17 protein-coding genes are annotated in these 15,482 nt (G+C 41.2%); 6 read left to right on the top strand and 11 right to left on the bottom strand.

Features of this window, described 5'->3' with window-relative positions; translation table 11 throughout:
* Window positions 1-2 precede the first annotated feature (2 nt).
* Window positions 3-521, top strand: a complete 519-nt coding sequence (locus tag NSU05_RS19030) for a YwhD family protein (protein WP_003244446.1) — start codon at window positions 3-5, stop codon at window positions 519-521.
* A gap of 292 nt (window positions 522-813) precedes the next feature.
* Here NSU05_RS19030 and NSU05_RS19025 read toward each other — a convergent pair whose 3' ends face one another.
* Window positions 814-2,889, bottom strand: coding sequence for a transglycosylase domain-containing protein (locus tag NSU05_RS19025; RefSeq protein WP_038429798.1), 2,076 nt, complete (start codon window positions 2,887-2,889; stop codon window positions 814-816).
* A gap of 202 nt (window positions 2,890-3,091) precedes the next feature.
* On the opposite strand from NSU05_RS19025, the gene speE reads away from it, so the two are divergent.
* A complete protein-coding gene (speE, locus tag NSU05_RS19020; protein ID WP_003227543.1) occupies window positions 3,092-3,922 on the top strand; it encodes a spermidine synthase in 831 nt (276 codons plus the stop codon).
* Between the two features lie 60 nt (window positions 3,923-3,982).
* Window positions 3,983-4,855 (top strand): agmatinase, encoded by an 873-nt coding sequence (speB, locus tag NSU05_RS19015; protein ID WP_003227545.1) that lies wholly within the window; start codon window positions 3,983-3,985, stop codon window positions 4,853-4,855.
* 48 nt (window positions 4,856-4,903) lie between these two features.
* Here speB and NSU05_RS19010 read toward each other — a convergent pair whose 3' ends face one another.
* The 8 genes from NSU05_RS19010 to rapF form a co-directional block, all read right to left on the bottom strand.
* Window positions 4,904-5,464 (bottom strand): hypothetical protein, encoded by a 561-nt coding sequence (locus NSU05_RS19010; protein ID WP_015714897.1) that lies wholly within the window; start codon window positions 5,462-5,464, stop codon window positions 4,904-4,906.
* Window positions 5,457-6,104 carry an ABC transporter ATP-binding protein gene (locus tag NSU05_RS19005; protein ID WP_015714896.1) on the bottom strand — a complete coding sequence of 216 codons (648 nt, stop codon included), beginning with the start codon at window positions 6,102-6,104 and terminating at the stop codon, window positions 5,457-5,459. The genes NSU05_RS19010 and NSU05_RS19005 overlap by 8 nt, the downstream gene beginning before the upstream one ends.
* Window positions 6,105-6,106: 2 nt before the next feature.
* Window positions 6,107-6,904: a hypothetical protein gene (locus NSU05_RS19000; protein WP_231573542.1), complete on the bottom strand. Its 798-nt coding sequence runs from the start codon at window positions 6,902-6,904 to the stop codon at window positions 6,107-6,109.
* Window positions 6,905-6,913: 9 nt separating this feature from the next.
* Window positions 6,914-7,588 (bottom strand): hypothetical protein, encoded by a 675-nt coding sequence (locus tag NSU05_RS18995; RefSeq protein ID WP_015714894.1) that lies wholly within the window; start codon window positions 7,586-7,588, stop codon window positions 6,914-6,916.
* A complete protein-coding gene (locus NSU05_RS18990) occupies window positions 7,575-8,363 on the bottom strand; it encodes a membrane protein (protein ID WP_015714893.1) in 789 nt (262 codons plus the stop codon). The genes NSU05_RS18995 and NSU05_RS18990 overlap by 14 nt, the downstream gene beginning before the upstream one ends.
* Window positions 8,364-8,511: 148 nt before the next feature.
* The gene (locus NSU05_RS18985) at window positions 8,512-8,991 is read right to left on the bottom strand and encodes a hypothetical protein (protein ID WP_015714892.1); all 480 of its coding nucleotides are present in this window, start codon (window positions 8,989-8,991) and stop codon (window positions 8,512-8,514) included.
* A 253-nt stretch (window positions 8,992-9,244) separates the two neighbouring features.
* Window positions 9,245-9,364, bottom strand: coding sequence for a phosphatase RapF inhibitor PhrF (gene phrF, locus NSU05_RS18980; protein WP_009968329.1), 120 nt, complete (start codon window positions 9,362-9,364; stop codon window positions 9,245-9,247).
* On the bottom strand, window positions 9,348-10,493 hold the full coding sequence (gene rapF, locus NSU05_RS18975; RefSeq protein ID WP_038429797.1) for a response regulator aspartate phosphatase RapF: 1,146 nt from the start codon (window positions 10,491-10,493) through the stop codon (window positions 9,348-9,350). The genes phrF and rapF overlap by 17 nt, the downstream gene beginning before the upstream one ends.
* A 2-nt stretch (window positions 10,494-10,495) precedes the next feature.
* Here rapF and NSU05_RS18970 point away from each other — a divergent pair, with 2 nt between their 5' ends.
* The 3 genes from NSU05_RS18970 to NSU05_RS18960 are packed head-to-tail and all read left to right on the top strand — an operon-like array spanning window position 10,496 to window position 13,494.
* Complete coding sequence (locus NSU05_RS18970; protein WP_038429796.1) at window positions 10,496-10,726, top strand: hypothetical protein; 231 nt, start codon at window positions 10,496-10,498, stop codon at window positions 10,724-10,726.
* On the top strand, window positions 10,723-12,078 hold the full coding sequence (locus tag NSU05_RS18965; RefSeq protein WP_038429795.1) for a YncE family protein: 1,356 nt from the start codon (window positions 10,723-10,725) through the stop codon (window positions 12,076-12,078). The genes NSU05_RS18970 and NSU05_RS18965 overlap by 4 nt, the downstream gene beginning before the upstream one ends.
* Before the next feature lie 39 nt (window positions 12,079-12,117).
* On the top strand, window positions 12,118-13,494 hold the full coding sequence (locus tag NSU05_RS18960) for a YncE family protein (protein WP_038429794.1): 1,377 nt from the start codon (window positions 12,118-12,120) through the stop codon (window positions 13,492-13,494).
* A gap of 5 nt (window positions 13,495-13,499) precedes the next feature.
* On the opposite strand, the gene albG is transcribed toward NSU05_RS18960, so the two are convergent.
* A complete protein-coding gene (gene albG, locus NSU05_RS18955) occupies window positions 13,500-14,201 on the bottom strand; it encodes an antilisterial bacteriocin subtilosin biosynthesis protein AlbG (protein WP_038429793.1) in 702 nt (233 codons plus the stop codon).
* Complete coding sequence (locus NSU05_RS18950; RefSeq protein WP_038429792.1) at window positions 14,198-15,478, bottom strand: pitrilysin family protein; 1,281 nt, start codon at window positions 15,476-15,478, stop codon at window positions 14,198-14,200. The genes albG and NSU05_RS18950 overlap by 4 nt, the downstream gene beginning before the upstream one ends.
* Window positions 15,479-15,482: the final 4 nt, after the last annotated feature.

The raw sequence follows: 15,482 nt of genomic DNA, 5'->3' as shown, positions 1-15,482 counted from the left end.
TCATGGAAGAAAAAAAGAAAAAATCAATCGGGTTTAATATTATCAAAAGTGATCCGACAGACGGACACGGCGGTTTTGGCGTAGGGGCACTCAGCCTTGATAACATTTCTCCCGTATTCGTTGATGTAGAAGAAAAAGAAGCGTTCGTAGACATCGGCGCCATGCATGCCCGCAGCACCGTTGAAAAAGGAATTAAATTTCTCCCGAATAAAGAAGAAGTGCCGAACGGAAAACCATACTGGCTTGTGTGGGTAACGATTGACAGAAAAGAAGAGGGGCCTTATTACGCTGGTGTGACAGCCTGTGAAATGACGGTCGACAGAAGCATCAGAAGAGGCTACAAGTCGCTGCCTGAGCATGTGAATTTGATGGATAAATCCATGAAACGGAAAATCATCGTTGATAAAATGGACGACAGCTCGAAGCGTGTACTAGGCGAATTTCTGAAAAAGCATGATCAGGGCCTATGGGACCGTTCCTCAGATGAGTTAAAAACGAGCCTGCTTCCGGAAAACAATTAATTTATGAATTTTCTGTGAACTTTTAAAGTATTTGAGATATTTTTCGTAAACATTGAGTAAACTGGTGATACAGAAATAGGACATGGAAAATCCCGAGCCGAAACAAGACTCGGGGTTTTTCATTTTTAGGGGGATATGAGTCGGCGACTGGGAGATGAAAGCTGGCGTCGAAGAAATGAGAATTTCACCACTTTATCCCAAAACTGATTGTTCAGCTCGATTGTTTAACATTCTTCCATCGATTATGAAGGAACCATACGAATAACCCGGCCTCCGAGGAGCCGGGTTATTTTCAATGATGTCGCCCCAGCCATTTGTCCCACCACTTTTTCTCGGAAGCGGGCTTTTCTTTGGATGGAAGCCGGTCTTTTGTTTGTTTTGCGGGTTCTGCCCCGTAGCACATGTTTGCTGGTTCTGTGCCTTTCACAAAATATGTGTAATGCTTAGCGGCACAGCCGGGACCTGATGAGTAGCCTGTTTCCGGATCAATGTACACACCGGTTACGCCTTTTGGCGGCTTGAACGCGGTTTCTGGTTCGCCTTTGAGCGCGTCCTCCATGAAGTCCGCCCAAATGGTTTTAGCATAGCTTTTTTCTTCGACCGAGTCGATGGTGCTGTTTTTGTCATAGCCGGTCCAAACACCTGCGGCCAGCTTCGGATTGAAGCCGATCATCCAGCTGTCTGCGCTGGTGGTTCCTGATTTTCCGGCATACGTTCTTGTCAGGCGGTTGGCTATCGTTCGCCCCGTTACCGACGTATATCCATTTAAATCGGTATCAAACATGCCTGTCATCATACTCGCTGTGACAAAAGCGGCTTTTTCATCAAGCACTTGTTTATGCTGATTCGGGTTTTCGTACAGCACGTGGCCGGCTGCGTCCGTTACCCTTGAAATAAAAGTCGGTTCGATTTTCTTTCCGCCATTTGCGAGCATGGCATAGGCGTTGACCATCTCAATCGGACGTACGGGTTCGGTGCCGAGTGCCAGGGACGGCAGTGCTTGAAGATGGGCGGTAATGCCGAATTCCTTTGCCGTCTTTACAAGTTTGTTCGTGCCGAGAAAAAGATGCGTTTTCACAGCGTAAATATTGTCGGAAAGCGCCAGCGCCTGCAGAAGCGTAATCGGCTTGTTGGCATAGTATCCGTTATAGTTGCTTGGAGAATAGGTTTCTCCCTTTGCATCAATTTGAAACTCGGTTTCTTCGCTTTTCATCAAAGTGACTGGCGTAAATCCGCTCTGAATCGCTTTATAGTACAGCAACGGCTTGATCGTCGAAGCAGGCTGGCGCTTCGCCTGTGTCGTCCGGTCAAACGGGCTTTTTTGATAATCCCTGCCGCCGACAAGGGCGAGAACGTTTCCGGTGCGGGGATCAATGGCTGAAAACCCGACTTGAATGTCAGATCCCCCGTTAACCGTTTCGGTAATGGTCTCCTCGGCGATGCGCTGCATCCGTTTATCTACCGTTGTATAGACGTTTAACCCGCTCGTTTCAATTTGCTCCCGTGTCATGCCGAGCTTTTTCTCCAGTTCTCTCATGGCATTGTCATAGAAGTAAGGAGCCTTTCTCTTGGAAACTTGTTTATTCAAAGGCTGATAGGAAAGAGGTTCCTTGATCAGTTCATCCGCTTTCTTCTGGCTGATCATCTGCTGCTTTTCCATCATCCGCACAATCGTTTTCTGGCGTTCCTTGGCCTTCGTCTCATTGACATACGGTGAATAGCCGGAAGGGCCTTTCGGGATTCCTGCCAAAAGCGCCGCCTCCGCATCCGTCAGGTTTTTGGCATGCTTGCCGAAATACAGGCGGGAAGCTGCTTCAATGCCGTAGGCGCCGTGGCCGTAGTAAATCGTATTTAAATAGCCTTCTAATATCTCGTCCTTAGAATAGTTTTGTTCCAGACGGATCGTGTAGAACGCCTCATTCCATTTCCGTTTCCACGTTTTGTCGTGTTCAAGGTATAAGTTTCTCGCATATTGCTGGGTGATGGTGCTTGCACCCTGAACCTTGGCAAATGCTTTCAGGTCGGCAAGCGCCGCGCCGGCCATGCGTTTATAATCAAAGCCGTGATGATCGTAGAAATTCTGGTCTTCAATCGCCACTGTCGCTTTTACGATCGTCGGATTCATGTCCTTTAAGGGGACCCAATAGCGCTTTTCGCCGTAGTTCGTTTCCCCGAGCTTTGAGCCGTCACTCGCATACAAAATCGTGGATTGCGGCACTTGCACCGAGGGAGCGCCCTGGTATTTGGCTATCAAAATGACAGTCATAAACACGGCAGCTGCCGCCAAGGCCGCAAAAGCCCCTAAAAAGATAAAGGCGCGAACGGTTTTCAGCGTCAGTCTCAGCCGTTTATTTGTCATTGCATCCACAACGGGTTTCCCCCTTTTTTTATGTTTCTACTATTATGAGAAAAAAAGATCGTTTTTAAACATCGCAGAACAGGACGCATCTTTACTTTTTCCCCGCCATCCTCTATACTTTTTCCTTAGGTGAAAATGAGATTTCAACCGAGAATAAAAGCTGATAAGACGCTTACAATAAATGAATACAGCCTCGAAAGGGAGATGACAATTGAGCGAACTTTGGTACACAGAGAAGCAGACGAAAAACTTTGGCATTACGATGAAGGTTAACAAAACGTTACATACAGAACAAACGGAGTTTCAGCATTTAGAAATGGTGGAAACAGAAGAGTTCGGCAACATGCTGTTTTTGGACGGCATGGTGATGACATCTGAAAAAGACGAATTTGTTTATCACGAAATGGTGGCGCATGTGCCATTATTTACGCACCCAAATCCGGAGCACGTTCTCGTAGTCGGCGGCGGTGACGGCGGCGTTATCAGAGAAATCCTGAAGCACCCAAGCGTGAAAAAAGCGACACTTGTAGATATTGACGGCAAGGTGATCGAATACTCTAAAAAGTTCCTTCCTTCTATCGCAGGCAAACTGGATGATCCGCGCGTTGACGTGCAGGTAGATGACGGATTTATGCACATTGCAAAATCTGAAAATCAATATGACGTCATCATGGTAGATTCGACTGAACCAGTCGGACCGGCTGTAAACCTGTTTACAAAAGGATTCTACGCAGGAATCGCTAAAGCGCTGAAAGAAGACGGCATTTTTGTCGCACAGACGGACAACCCATGGTTTACACCGGAATTAATCACAAATGTACAGCGCGACGTGAAGGAAATCTTCCCGATTACGAAGCTGTATACGGCGAACATTCCGACATATCCAAGCGGTTTGTGGACATTTACAATTGGCTCGAAAAAATATGATCCGCTTGCAGTGGAAGACAGCCGTTTCTTCGATATTGAGACGAAATATTACACAAAAGATATTCATAAAGCGGCGTTTGTTCTGCCGAAATTTGTGAGTGACCTGATTAAATAATGAAGGTATGGCGCAGGAGCGAATCTTGCGCTTTTTTACAGGAAAGCGAGGGTATTATAGATGAGATTTGATGAAGCTTATTCAGGAAAAGTATTTATCGCGAGCCGTCCCGAGTGGGAAGAGGCGGACGCCATTCTTTACGGCATGCCGATGGACTGGACAGTCAGCTATCGCCCGGGCTCACGCTTTGGTCCAAGCAGAATCCGTGAGGTGTCAATCGGCCTTGAGGAATACAGCCCATATTTAGACCGCGATCTGGCTGACTTGAACTTCTTTGACGCTGGCGACATTCCGCTGCCGTTCGGAAATCCGCAGCGAAGCCTGGATATGATTGAAGAGTACGTGGACAGCATTTTAGAAAAAGGGAAGTTCCCAATGGGTATGGGCGGGGAGCACCTCGTGTCATGGCCTGTCATTAAAGCGATGTACAAGAAATACCCAGACCTTGCGATTATCCATTTTGACGCACATACAGATCTTCGTGTTGATTATGAGGGAGAACCGCTTTCTCACTCCACGCCGATCCGTAAGGCGGCAGAATTGATCGGACCGCACAATGTGTATTCATTCGGAATCCGTTCCGGCATGAAAGAAGAGTTTGAATGGGCGAAGGAAAACGGCATGCACATCTCAAAATTTGAAGTGCTTGAACCGCTGAAAGAGGTGCTTCCGAAGCTGGCGGGCCGTCCGGTTTATGTCACAATTGACATTGACGTATTAGACCCTGCACACGCACCGGGTACAGGAACGGTTGACGCCGGCGGCATCACGTCTAAAGAACTGCTTGCATCGGTCCATGAAATTGCGCGTTCAGAGGTAAACGTAAAGGGCGCTGATTTAGTGGAAGTCGCACCGGTGTATGACCACTCAGAGCAAACGGCAAACACAGCCAGCAAAATCATCCGTGAAATGCTGCTTGGGTTTGTGAAATAGTTTTTAATAAAAAAGGGTCTGAATTACATCCAGGCCCTTTTTTATCTTTTAATTATTTAAAGTCATTTTATAAGAAATTCTTTTATTAGATTCGTCGTCTATTACAGTATAATAAGCAGATACTTTTGATGATTCAGGATTGAAATTTTTATAATTTACTTTTTCGTCGGGATACAAACTTAATCCTACATATCCTAGTACTGTTTTCCCTGGTGGAATCTCTGTATTGAATTGATACTTATCCGGCAAATCATAATTATAAGGCATCAATTGTTTATTATATTGATACTGACCAAAAAATAAAAAGTTTTTTCCGTCCGGTGAAAGATCTTCTAGAGTAATTTTATGATTAGAAGTATTTTCAGCATTAAAAGGCAAAATGTATATATATTTTATGGAATTTGTATCTTTATCAAATGACTTGACCGGCTTTAATGGTTTTAAAATATGAAATTTTATTCCTTTTCCTGTATCGATTGTTTGGTTTGCGGCAATATTAATATTTTTTGGAGTATATTTATCATTTTGGGCATTCACTGTATAGAAACGAACACAGCTGAATGTTACTATTATTAATAAAACAATAAAGAAAATCCAACGTTTATTCATCTGTATCCTCCAGTTTACCTTCACTAATATCAATAATTCTGTCGACAACACTATTTTCACATAGCGTATCATCATGACTAGCCACTACAATCGTTGTGCCGTTTTCTTTTTCGGTTTTTAGGATATCCAGTATAAGATTAATCCCTTTTTTGTCTAAGGCATTTGTCGGTTCATCTAAAAGAAGTAATTTGGGTTTTTCCATTATTGCTTGAGCAATTCCTAAGCGTTGCTTCATCCCTAAAGAATAGCGTTTGACTTTACGCTTATCTTCGGGGTCTAACCCAACTTTTCTTATTACTTCTTTGATTTCTTCATCAGATACTTTTTTCTTGATAGAAGCAAGGAATTTCAGATTTTGAAATCCCGAATAGACAGGGATGAAGCTCGGATATTCAATTAACAGACCTGTATGTTCAGAGAAGTCAATATCTTTTCCGATCACGAGGCCGTTAACAGAAACTTCGCCTTTTGTTAATGTTAGCAGTCCGGCGATGGCTCTTAAAATCATTGTCTTTCCAGATCCATTATGGCCTCTTAACACGACAAATTCGTTTTCTTTAATTGAAAAACTGATATCATCTAATACATGATTTCCCTTTAATTTTTTTACTATATTTTTACACTCGATATACGACGTCATATTTACTCTCCTAAAATATCTGTTTTTTTAATAAAAACTAGGCTAATAAAAGTACAAGCTGCACAGAAAATAAGTGCAATTAATAAAAAGTCAGAGGCATGAAAAAAACGACCATCTGAGTAGTTAATGTTCATGCGCGAATAATCAATAAAAGCCCACTTTCCAGCCATAGCAAATGAAGCGATGAATAAAGAGCTGTGAAAAAAAATAGATATTACAATATAAGCAACAATAATAATAAATGCTGATATAAAAGATATCATGAAAGTTAAAGTTTCTAGCAAAACTGCATACATAAACGAAACTAAGATTTGAATTAACATAAATAATATTACCTTGCTGTTCAGTTCTGCTGTAAAGCCATTAAATGAGGTAAATAACATAATGTATATAAAAAGCCATACACACCAAATAGATACAATCAGAACAAACAGTGACAGAAGTTTGCTGAATATATATACTCCTTTTTTGGGGAGTTTTGGAAGGATATAAGCTCCAGAAATTTGAATGTCACTAAACATAAAATTACCCACAATCAACAAAGGCAGCACTTGAAAACTAATCCATTGTAGAGGGATAGATAATCTATGCTGTGTATATAAGATATGTAGATCAAAGAAATTCATCGAATGAAATAGTGTGGTCAGGCTGTCGGAAAAACTTTGATGTTCTAGCTGTCCCGTCTTATTGCTATTCCAGAGGAAGCACAAAAGAAGGAGGGCAACAGCTAAGCTAATGACAAAGTATGTAATCTTACTTTCATTGAAACGCATGACAATATCACGTTTCAGCATATTCATAAAAGACAATCAGTTTGCTCCTTTCTCCTCAACCTGCTGTAAATAATTGCGTCGCTTTATAGATTCTATAGAAATCCCGAATAATAACAACATAATCCCTAATCTAATCAATAATAATTCAGCCGAATCACTTAATTCCAGTACAAAACCATTTAAAAAGAGCATACCATTACATGCAAGGTAATCAATTAAAAATAAAAGAATGAATAGAAAAACTACAATGATTTGATTCAAATACAGTAAAATAAATGAAACAACATAACAAATGAAAATAAATGCAAAGACATGAGTGATGAAAGATATCGGGGTCACATACAATAGTCCCGTATCATTGAATACACATAAAGTATATAATTCACCCATAATGATAATCCCGTATACTGCTGAAAATAAAAGTGTTTTTAAAAGGTATATCATTGTTAGATAAGGTGCATTGTTTACTCGGATTACAGTATAAATTGAAAAGTAATCGGATGAGATCAAAACAGAAAATACAACGGCAGCAGGGCATAAAATAGAAACGAGATGCCAATAGGAAAAAATATTTTCCAGTACAAAACTATCATCACTACCATTTTCTTGATGAAAAAAGAAATAAACAGCAATTAACTGCAGCAGTAATGCGACGGTGATACCCGGCCACTTCATTCTTAATGTTGATTTTAGAGTATTATAATAAAACACGGCGTTTTTTTCCCCACATATAAAGTAAAGTAGTTACAATGAACACGCTAAGGTTCAAATAAATAAACTTATCTACACTCAAAAACCCTCCATCGTTAACAATATATTTCATTGGATTGTAATGGTTGTTGAGTAAAGTAAAGCCTATCAAATTAATTAAGAAAGGTATGATATAAACAAAATATTTCTTTTTAATAAAAAATGATAAAGCTAATCCAATGGAAGAGAGAATGGCACCGTACAAACCATTTAGTATAAATAAAATGAGAGTATAAATCAGCGAGTTTTCATAATAAAGGTTTGCTAAATCAGTTCCGCCCAAAACGATTGGGTCCATATAATTGACGATTCCGTCCGGATTTACTGAAGGATATGTCATCATCAGCAAGTAAAGGTTTAATAATAACGGTAAAAAAATAACCAAAAAAGAAATCACAACATTCAATCCGAATAATACTGTAAAGTATTTCTTTTTAGTTGTTTTTGTTATAACATTCATAAAAAATCCAGTATTTTTATCTTCACGGTACATACCGGACATTGGAAGTGATGCTAATAACGGAAGAATGAGAATCCAGACAGTCTGAGCTGAGGTTGTATTTCCTTCTGCAATATTCGATAAAAACGGTGAGTTATGGATTTCATAAGGAAGATTGATCTTCTGATGAAAGAAGAGTATACCTAGATAACTGACGATCATAAGAACGATACTAATGAATAAAGAAAAATAAATCTCTTTATTTTTCAATAAACGCTTTAAAAAGAAAGAAATCATGTGCGAGGCTCCTGTTTTTTTATTAAAACTCTGTGTGAGTTTTGGATAGTTTTATTTTAATAAACAATCTTGAAGAGTGGATATTATTTTTACCTTAAAAAGCGATCTTACATGTTTAATGTAAGATCGCTTTGTTTTGAGAAAGCTATTAATAGATTGTGTAATTTCCCTTAGGTTTTACGCTGTCAGGACTCCAATCAGTTGAGAAGGAATCACTGCTGCGGCTGTAACCGCCAAACCTTACGGGTACATTTCTCCCGTAATCTTCAACAGCAGTGTTGGAAAATAAGTATGTATGACCCGGGTGTACTGTTCCTTCGTGAGTTCCACCACCGGATACATTGTGCCAGTCGCGCCCGCCAGAGTGAACGTTTTTATCTGCCTCTGCCCATACATTAAATTTACCTCCATCATCTTTCTTTAGGAGATGCATATACATGTAGCTTCTATTTTGTTTTCTTCGAGCAGTTGTATAGTCGTAAGGGCTGTACCATCTGAAAGTAAAATGCACCCTTGAATCGCTCGTATTTGCTTTTGCATGAACCGCCTGTGTAACACCCAGTGAGGAAACTGCGATCCCAAACATGATGATGAGTAAACTAATCCTTTTTTTGAATTGAACTTTCAAAATAAATCCTCCATTTTTAAACTCCAATTGAAGTGATACTGAACTTAAGTCATATATATATTAGTTCAAAAAAAAGGAAAAGTAAACATATTTTTATTTTTTCATATAATAAAAATTATCTTGTTTCCTATGTTTGTGGGTTAGGTAACCAATTTAAATTAGTTAGTAATAATATTTAGAGATTCAAAAAATAAAACTTTTGTCCCGATTGTGTATTTAACAAAAAACAACCGGTGAAAACCGGTTGTATTCATTAAATCATTCCTCGTTGTGCAACTTCAATTTGGTGTGTAGGTGCATTTGCAATAGTTGTTGCCACGAACACAGTGCTTAGAGCCAGACAAGAGAGTAATAGTTTAGACTTCAATTTCATACAAACTCACTCCTCCTTGAATAAGTTGCCTTACTTGTTCCACCTTCAAAAAATAAGCAGAAGCTTTTTGAAAATTTTTACGTTCATGATAATATTTTGCCACATCAATAGCGAAATCTTCAAGATCAGCATACAACATTTTACTTTCGAGAAAATCAAAAAATCCTTGAATTGCTTCTTCATCCGGGCCTGATAAGTATAAAGATTTCAAAAATTCAAACTCTGATAAATATATTACATCTCCGGCCTTTTGTGAAAAAGCCATTCCCTTACTATGGTATTCATGAGCTTTATCCATTTTTCCTAATTTATAATGGATCTGTGTAATTAAAAAATACGCTTGAGGTAAGGAAGGAAGAATATTTGATTCTTCAAAAACAGCTATTGCTCTTTTGAAATAAGTTATGGCATCCTCATATTGGCTTTGGCTGTTTTTACAAAGCCCGATATTGTACAAAGTTCTTCCCATTAATTGGGGCTGCTTTTCAGCTTCTGCCATAGAATAAGCTTTTTGAAAATGTGAGACGGCATCCTCATACTGTTTTAAATCTAAAAAATTGGTGGCAAATAAAGAATGACACTGCAGCAATCTTATATTATAAGCTTCATTTTCTTTGTATATTTCATATGCTTGCCGTGCATAGTCCATTGAAAAATACGTTTGTTTCATATAGTAATAAGATTCAGACATCTTAAAGAAAAACTCAGCTTTCTCTATCCGATCCTTAACGAATATCAGCTTGCTTTCGGCCTTTTTGAAAAATTTAATAGCCGACAGATATTCCCGCTGATCCAGCTCATACATGCCTCTGAAGAAATTAAAATAGTACTCAAGCAGACCAGTTAAACGAGCCTGTTTTTTATCAATCTCAAGCAGCAGATCAGACAGTCTCGGCTGTTCCTCAATTCTCATTTTTTCTAACGGTTCAAGGTACTCAAGCATCAGGTTGTGCCGAAACTCCATCAGTGAATAGTACAAATGAAGGTCTTGATCTTCTTCCATTTGATCCAGCTCTTGCTTGATTTCTCGTCGCAAGTATTCTGCATCGGGTATGCTAAATCGGCGTATGTACATATACCATTCGTTAATCTTTTCTCCGATGGAAGAAGAAGATATGACACCTGTCACGTTTGCAAATCCCTCCCTTCATAATTCTATATATGTCATATTTTATCATCAACATTCTTGTGAGAAGCGCAAAAAAACCGCAATTTTTTCTTTCGTTACACCGCATGTTTGGAGATATATTTTCAAAAAGAAGCTTTTACCCTCAGCAATTTGTACAAGCAAACACGTTAACCTTCCATATTCTGTTATATCTGCGTGAGCAGTGTATGTCTGAAAAGGAAGTGAAGGAATGAGAAAAAACAAGCTTTCCTTTAAAGAAAAAGCAGGAGCAGAACAAGAAGAGTGCTTATGTTTTTGTGAGGGAGAAGCAAGCCGAGAAGCCATGTTTCAAGCGCCGATTGAATTACCTGAAGGATTTGTCGTTGATCCGGCTGAAGCTGTTGCAAACGTGACGTGGAATGCAGACAGCCTTTCTTGTGTCAGTGACCGTTGCTTAATTCAAACGGGGCCAGAGCCTGATGAGATCGGTGTTCAATTTGCAGTGCGCCTGCAGGGAACCGTTACGCTACTCGTCAGTGTCTCACCTTTGCTAAATCAATATGGACAAGGGGACGGGGCTGTTTCCGTCATTCACAATGCAGAAATCGATCAAGTCGTCTATTATTCCGATGAACCGGATGATTGCCCGGATATCAGTGACATCACGATTGAGAACCTTGTTGTTGTTCCGCCCTTTTACGGCAGTCCTTTATCGGTGACGGGGACGATTGTGCTTGTACCGGAGCCGGAACCCGTTTATGCGTTTACAGCGAATCCAAATGATCAATCAGTTTCTGTGATTGATACAAACACTCATTCTGTTGTGACAACGATTGCTCTTCCGTACAATCCGGCAGGTATTGAAATTACGCCAGATAAAAGCGCTGTGTTTGTCTTACATCCGAACAATAATGTGATTTCTGTCATCGATTATGACACATTAACAGTGACAGCAACTATATTGCTGGATCAGCCGCCTCGATTGATTAGATTTATCCCTAATCATGAGTTTGCTTATGTTTTCACCGGTACTGCGGTTTATGTGATTGGAATTGATACGTTAACTGTGGATAGGTCGATTCCTGTAGAAGGGTATGATGTTGCAATCGATCCCAATGGGTTATTCGCCTATGTTCTAAATTTTGGTATAGTGCAAAAAGTGGACCTAACTACCGGTGAAGTCACAGGAACAATTGAACGAGAGCTTATCGTATCAACCATAGAAACAAATTGGCCGGAGCGGTATGCCTATGTATTAGAACAAGAATTCTTTTTTAATTATTTGACGGTTATTGATTTAAATACGTTTAAAATCAGCAGCACCCAAGAGCTGGAGTATGAAGGGGAATATCGAATGTTTACGAGTGGAGCAGAGGTGTATTTATATGACGGCTTCACTGGCAATTTATATTCTGTCAGTCCAAATGGAGCAGGCGTTATAGGAAATGTTCCGCAGTCGGCAAGAGACTTTGCGTTTACCCCGAATGGCGAGTTTCTGTATGCAACTCATGTTCTAGAACAGAGCATCACTGTTTACAACACGGATGATTACTCCGTGGAGACTGTCATATCTCTTGGGGTTTCACCGGGAGCTATTGCGATTTAATCAACTATATGTTGTGCATTTCTAAAAGGACGTGAAATCATGAAAAAGAATGATCTTTCTGCTTTACAGGAAAATTGTTTCTGTTTTTGTGATGAGGAAATTAGCCGGGAAGCGCCGTTTCAAGTGCCGATAGATATCCCTGAGGGCTTCAAGGTTGATTTGGCCGAAGTGTCAGCGGCTGTTACATGGAGTACAGACAATTTGTCCTGTATCAGTGAGCCTTGCTTAATCCAGACTGGGCCGGAACCAGAAGATATCGGTGTTCGATATGCTGTGAGAGTACAAGGGACCATTACGCTTCTTGTCAGTGTGTCGCCTGTGCGAAATCAATATGGACAAGGCAATGGGGCGGTTTCTATGATTCATACTGAAGAGATTGATCAAGTTGTTTATTATGCAGCACAGTCTGGCCGCTGTCCTGATTTCAGTCAAATGACAGTGGAAGATCTTCTCATCGTGCCGCCTTTCTACGGCAGTCCGCTCACGGTGGCCGGGACACTTGTTTTGCCGCCATCGCCAGACCCTCAATCGTATGTGTTTACTGCCAATACTGGAGACAGCACGGTTTCGGTTATTGATGCAGATTTAAACACTGTTGTAAAAACAATCCCTTTTTCTGACGTGCCAACTAATCTAGGCGTTACTTTCGATAAAGCATTCACGTATGTCCTCCATGGAAATACCAACCTTGTCTCAGTGATTGATAATAAAACATTAACCATCATAAATACCATTACTGTTGGAGGAGGGCCGAGAAAGATCGAATTTGATCCAACAGATGAGTTCGCATACGTGATGGCCGCCGGATCTATATATGTGATTAACACGGCCTCTCAATCGGTCATTGATGTCATTCCGATACCCGGCGCTTTAGACTTTGCTCTTGATCCGAATGGACAGTATGTCTATACCGCTAATGGAAGCAGTTGGTCGGTTGATAAATATGATGTAAATACTGGGCAGTTGGTAGAAAGTATCATAGATACATTTGAATTTCCCAGTTTAATTGCAACTCCTTACGCTGGAAATTTTGCGTACGTGTTGAATGGTGAGCTGTGGCCGAAAGGTGTAACGGAGATTAGTTTGTCACCATTAAGCAGGGGAGGAGACTTCAGCCGTTTATTTGAAACCCTGAGGACGATTGTATTTTCTCTCGATAGCACTAGAGCTTATTTTCTAGAGCCATATAGTGAACCGTTTCTCATTAATAACTTATACGTAGTTAATACGGCCAGACAGAGGATCATTGCAAACGTGTCTCTCCCCGGCGCTTTTGACCTCGCCGTAACGCCGGACAAACAGTATATTTATGCGGCACAGCCCAACGACAATGCTGTGACCGTGTACCGCACAAGTGATTATACAGCCGTGACGGTGATTCCGGTTGGCGCGGGTCCGTCTGCGATTGCAATGTAGCTATTTTATAGATCAAGAGAAGCGGTGCTGCGATAAGAGAATCGTTTATAAATAAATGATTCGATTTGTTGGATGGCAGCCAGGATAATCAGAAACAGAAGTTCACTTATAGAGAAACTGAGCATCCACCAAATCCCGGCAGCTGCCAGCACTCCCGCAAACACTTTTCTGAACAGGCTGCCGTGCCGGAAAAGCTGCCGCAAATACGTTCGCATGCAAAACAATAAATACAGGATCAGTAGCATCGCAAGTCCCATTGAAAGGGCAGGGGGCGTGTGAAGGCGGAAAGGGACGGCTTTAACGATTTCGAACATGCAGCCGAATATGATGACTTGGCACAACACGGCAGCCATCACGTATGTTTGGCGGACGTTTTTATAGCTGTCACGCAGCGATTTGACGTCTTCTGCATATCGGCTGCACAAGTTGTGTTGCTGAAAGTCACAGCAGCTTTGATGAGACTGTGTGAGTTTCTGAAAAGCTGCTGTCATGTTTTTCACGGATTGGGTGACATAATGAAGATAGAGAAAAGCAGGCAGCATCAGGAGGGCAGCGGTACAAGCCAGCAGTCCGAGCCGCACAGCATCATTGTTGATCATCTGTACATATTGGGCGGCGGCTTCGGCAACGGCCTGAACCCAGCCGAAGGAATAAGCCGCCATACCTATAAGCAGCAATAAAAGGGTAAAGACAGTGTTTTTTTTCATTGTCTGATCGCCTCTTTCTGAGAAACGTGAATGATCGCTTTGTTAGAAGATGCCATTGCATCAATGAGAGACAAGAAAACCTGCGCATCCATATCTTGAATGATGTGGTACATGTCAAGAAACGAGCAATCGCACCTGTCACACTCGGCTGCCCACTCGAAGCATTTACGCACATAATCGCTGTCATAAATGATCGCGTCTGTCAAAGAGTCCTTGCCGTATTGAAGCCAGGCGGCAACCTGTTCTTTTTTCTGTGTGACATAGTATGAAGCCACATCAATATAAGCTGAAGAATGGGTCCCTTGACTGTGAAGGATCAAGAAACCGCCATCCTCATAGATATAAGTCTCGGCTGACAAGCGATCGATTTCCAGGCGGTACGTTTGCTGAATTTCTTGAAAAAACGGTGAATCTAATTGAAATAGAATACGAGCCGCGATATCCCAATAAAGCTTTATCGACAACAGATCGTTTTGCCCGGGAAGTGCGCCGATCTGTAATCCGGTCCATGTATCTTCCATCCGCTCCTCATCACCCAGCACCATTTTTTGTGAGAGGGCTGGAGGGCATGCCGGGATGATTTTTCTTTCAGCATGATAATCCGGACGCTTTTCCAGCTGGAGGTGAGGAGGCAAAAGCGTTTCTGTATTTTCTGAGCCCCCAATCAAAAACAGCGTCATCCGATGGGCTTGGTAGGCAGCCTTATAGGCTTTTTGTAAATCACTGATGTCCAGCGCCTCAATATCTTCGATTCTGCCTGCGGGGAAAACGGCAGCTGGTGAGGAGGGAGAAAGCATGCTGATCAGCTGATAATGATATGAGAGCTGATGGTTAAGGTGTGCTGTTTGAATTTCGCTTGTAATCACAGCTTTTTCCTGAGCGACAATCTTCTTGTCAATTGAGTGGTTCCATAAAGCATCAAGCAGGATAGGGATCGATTGTCTGAGCCGATCCGGTAATGAGGTAAACATGAAATTGGTATCGGTGTAGGTAGTGAATGCGTTTAAAAGCGCGCCATGCGCAAAAAAATCACTGTACAGATTGCGGCCGTTATGCCAGAAGAGAAGATGCTCTAAAAAATGCGCTGTGCCATACGGAAGCAGTGTATCACCGGATTCTGCCCGTATACATACATTCCGGCTTCCAAAATCGATTTTTACATTGCACAGCCGCAGGTGGGCGCGGGGGAATTTCAATCTGAATATTTTTAGTCCGCTGTCTGTGTATCTGATATCGGTTCGTTCATCCAGCTGTTGAAAAAAGGCTTTCTTTTTCATCTCT

The sequence above is a fragment of the Bacillus sp. EU52 genome, from assembly GCF_037964975.1.
GTDB lineage: Bacteria > Bacillota > Bacilli > Bacillales > Bacillaceae > Bacillus > Bacillus subtilis.
This window is presented reverse-complemented; position numbering and strand designations above follow the sequence as displayed.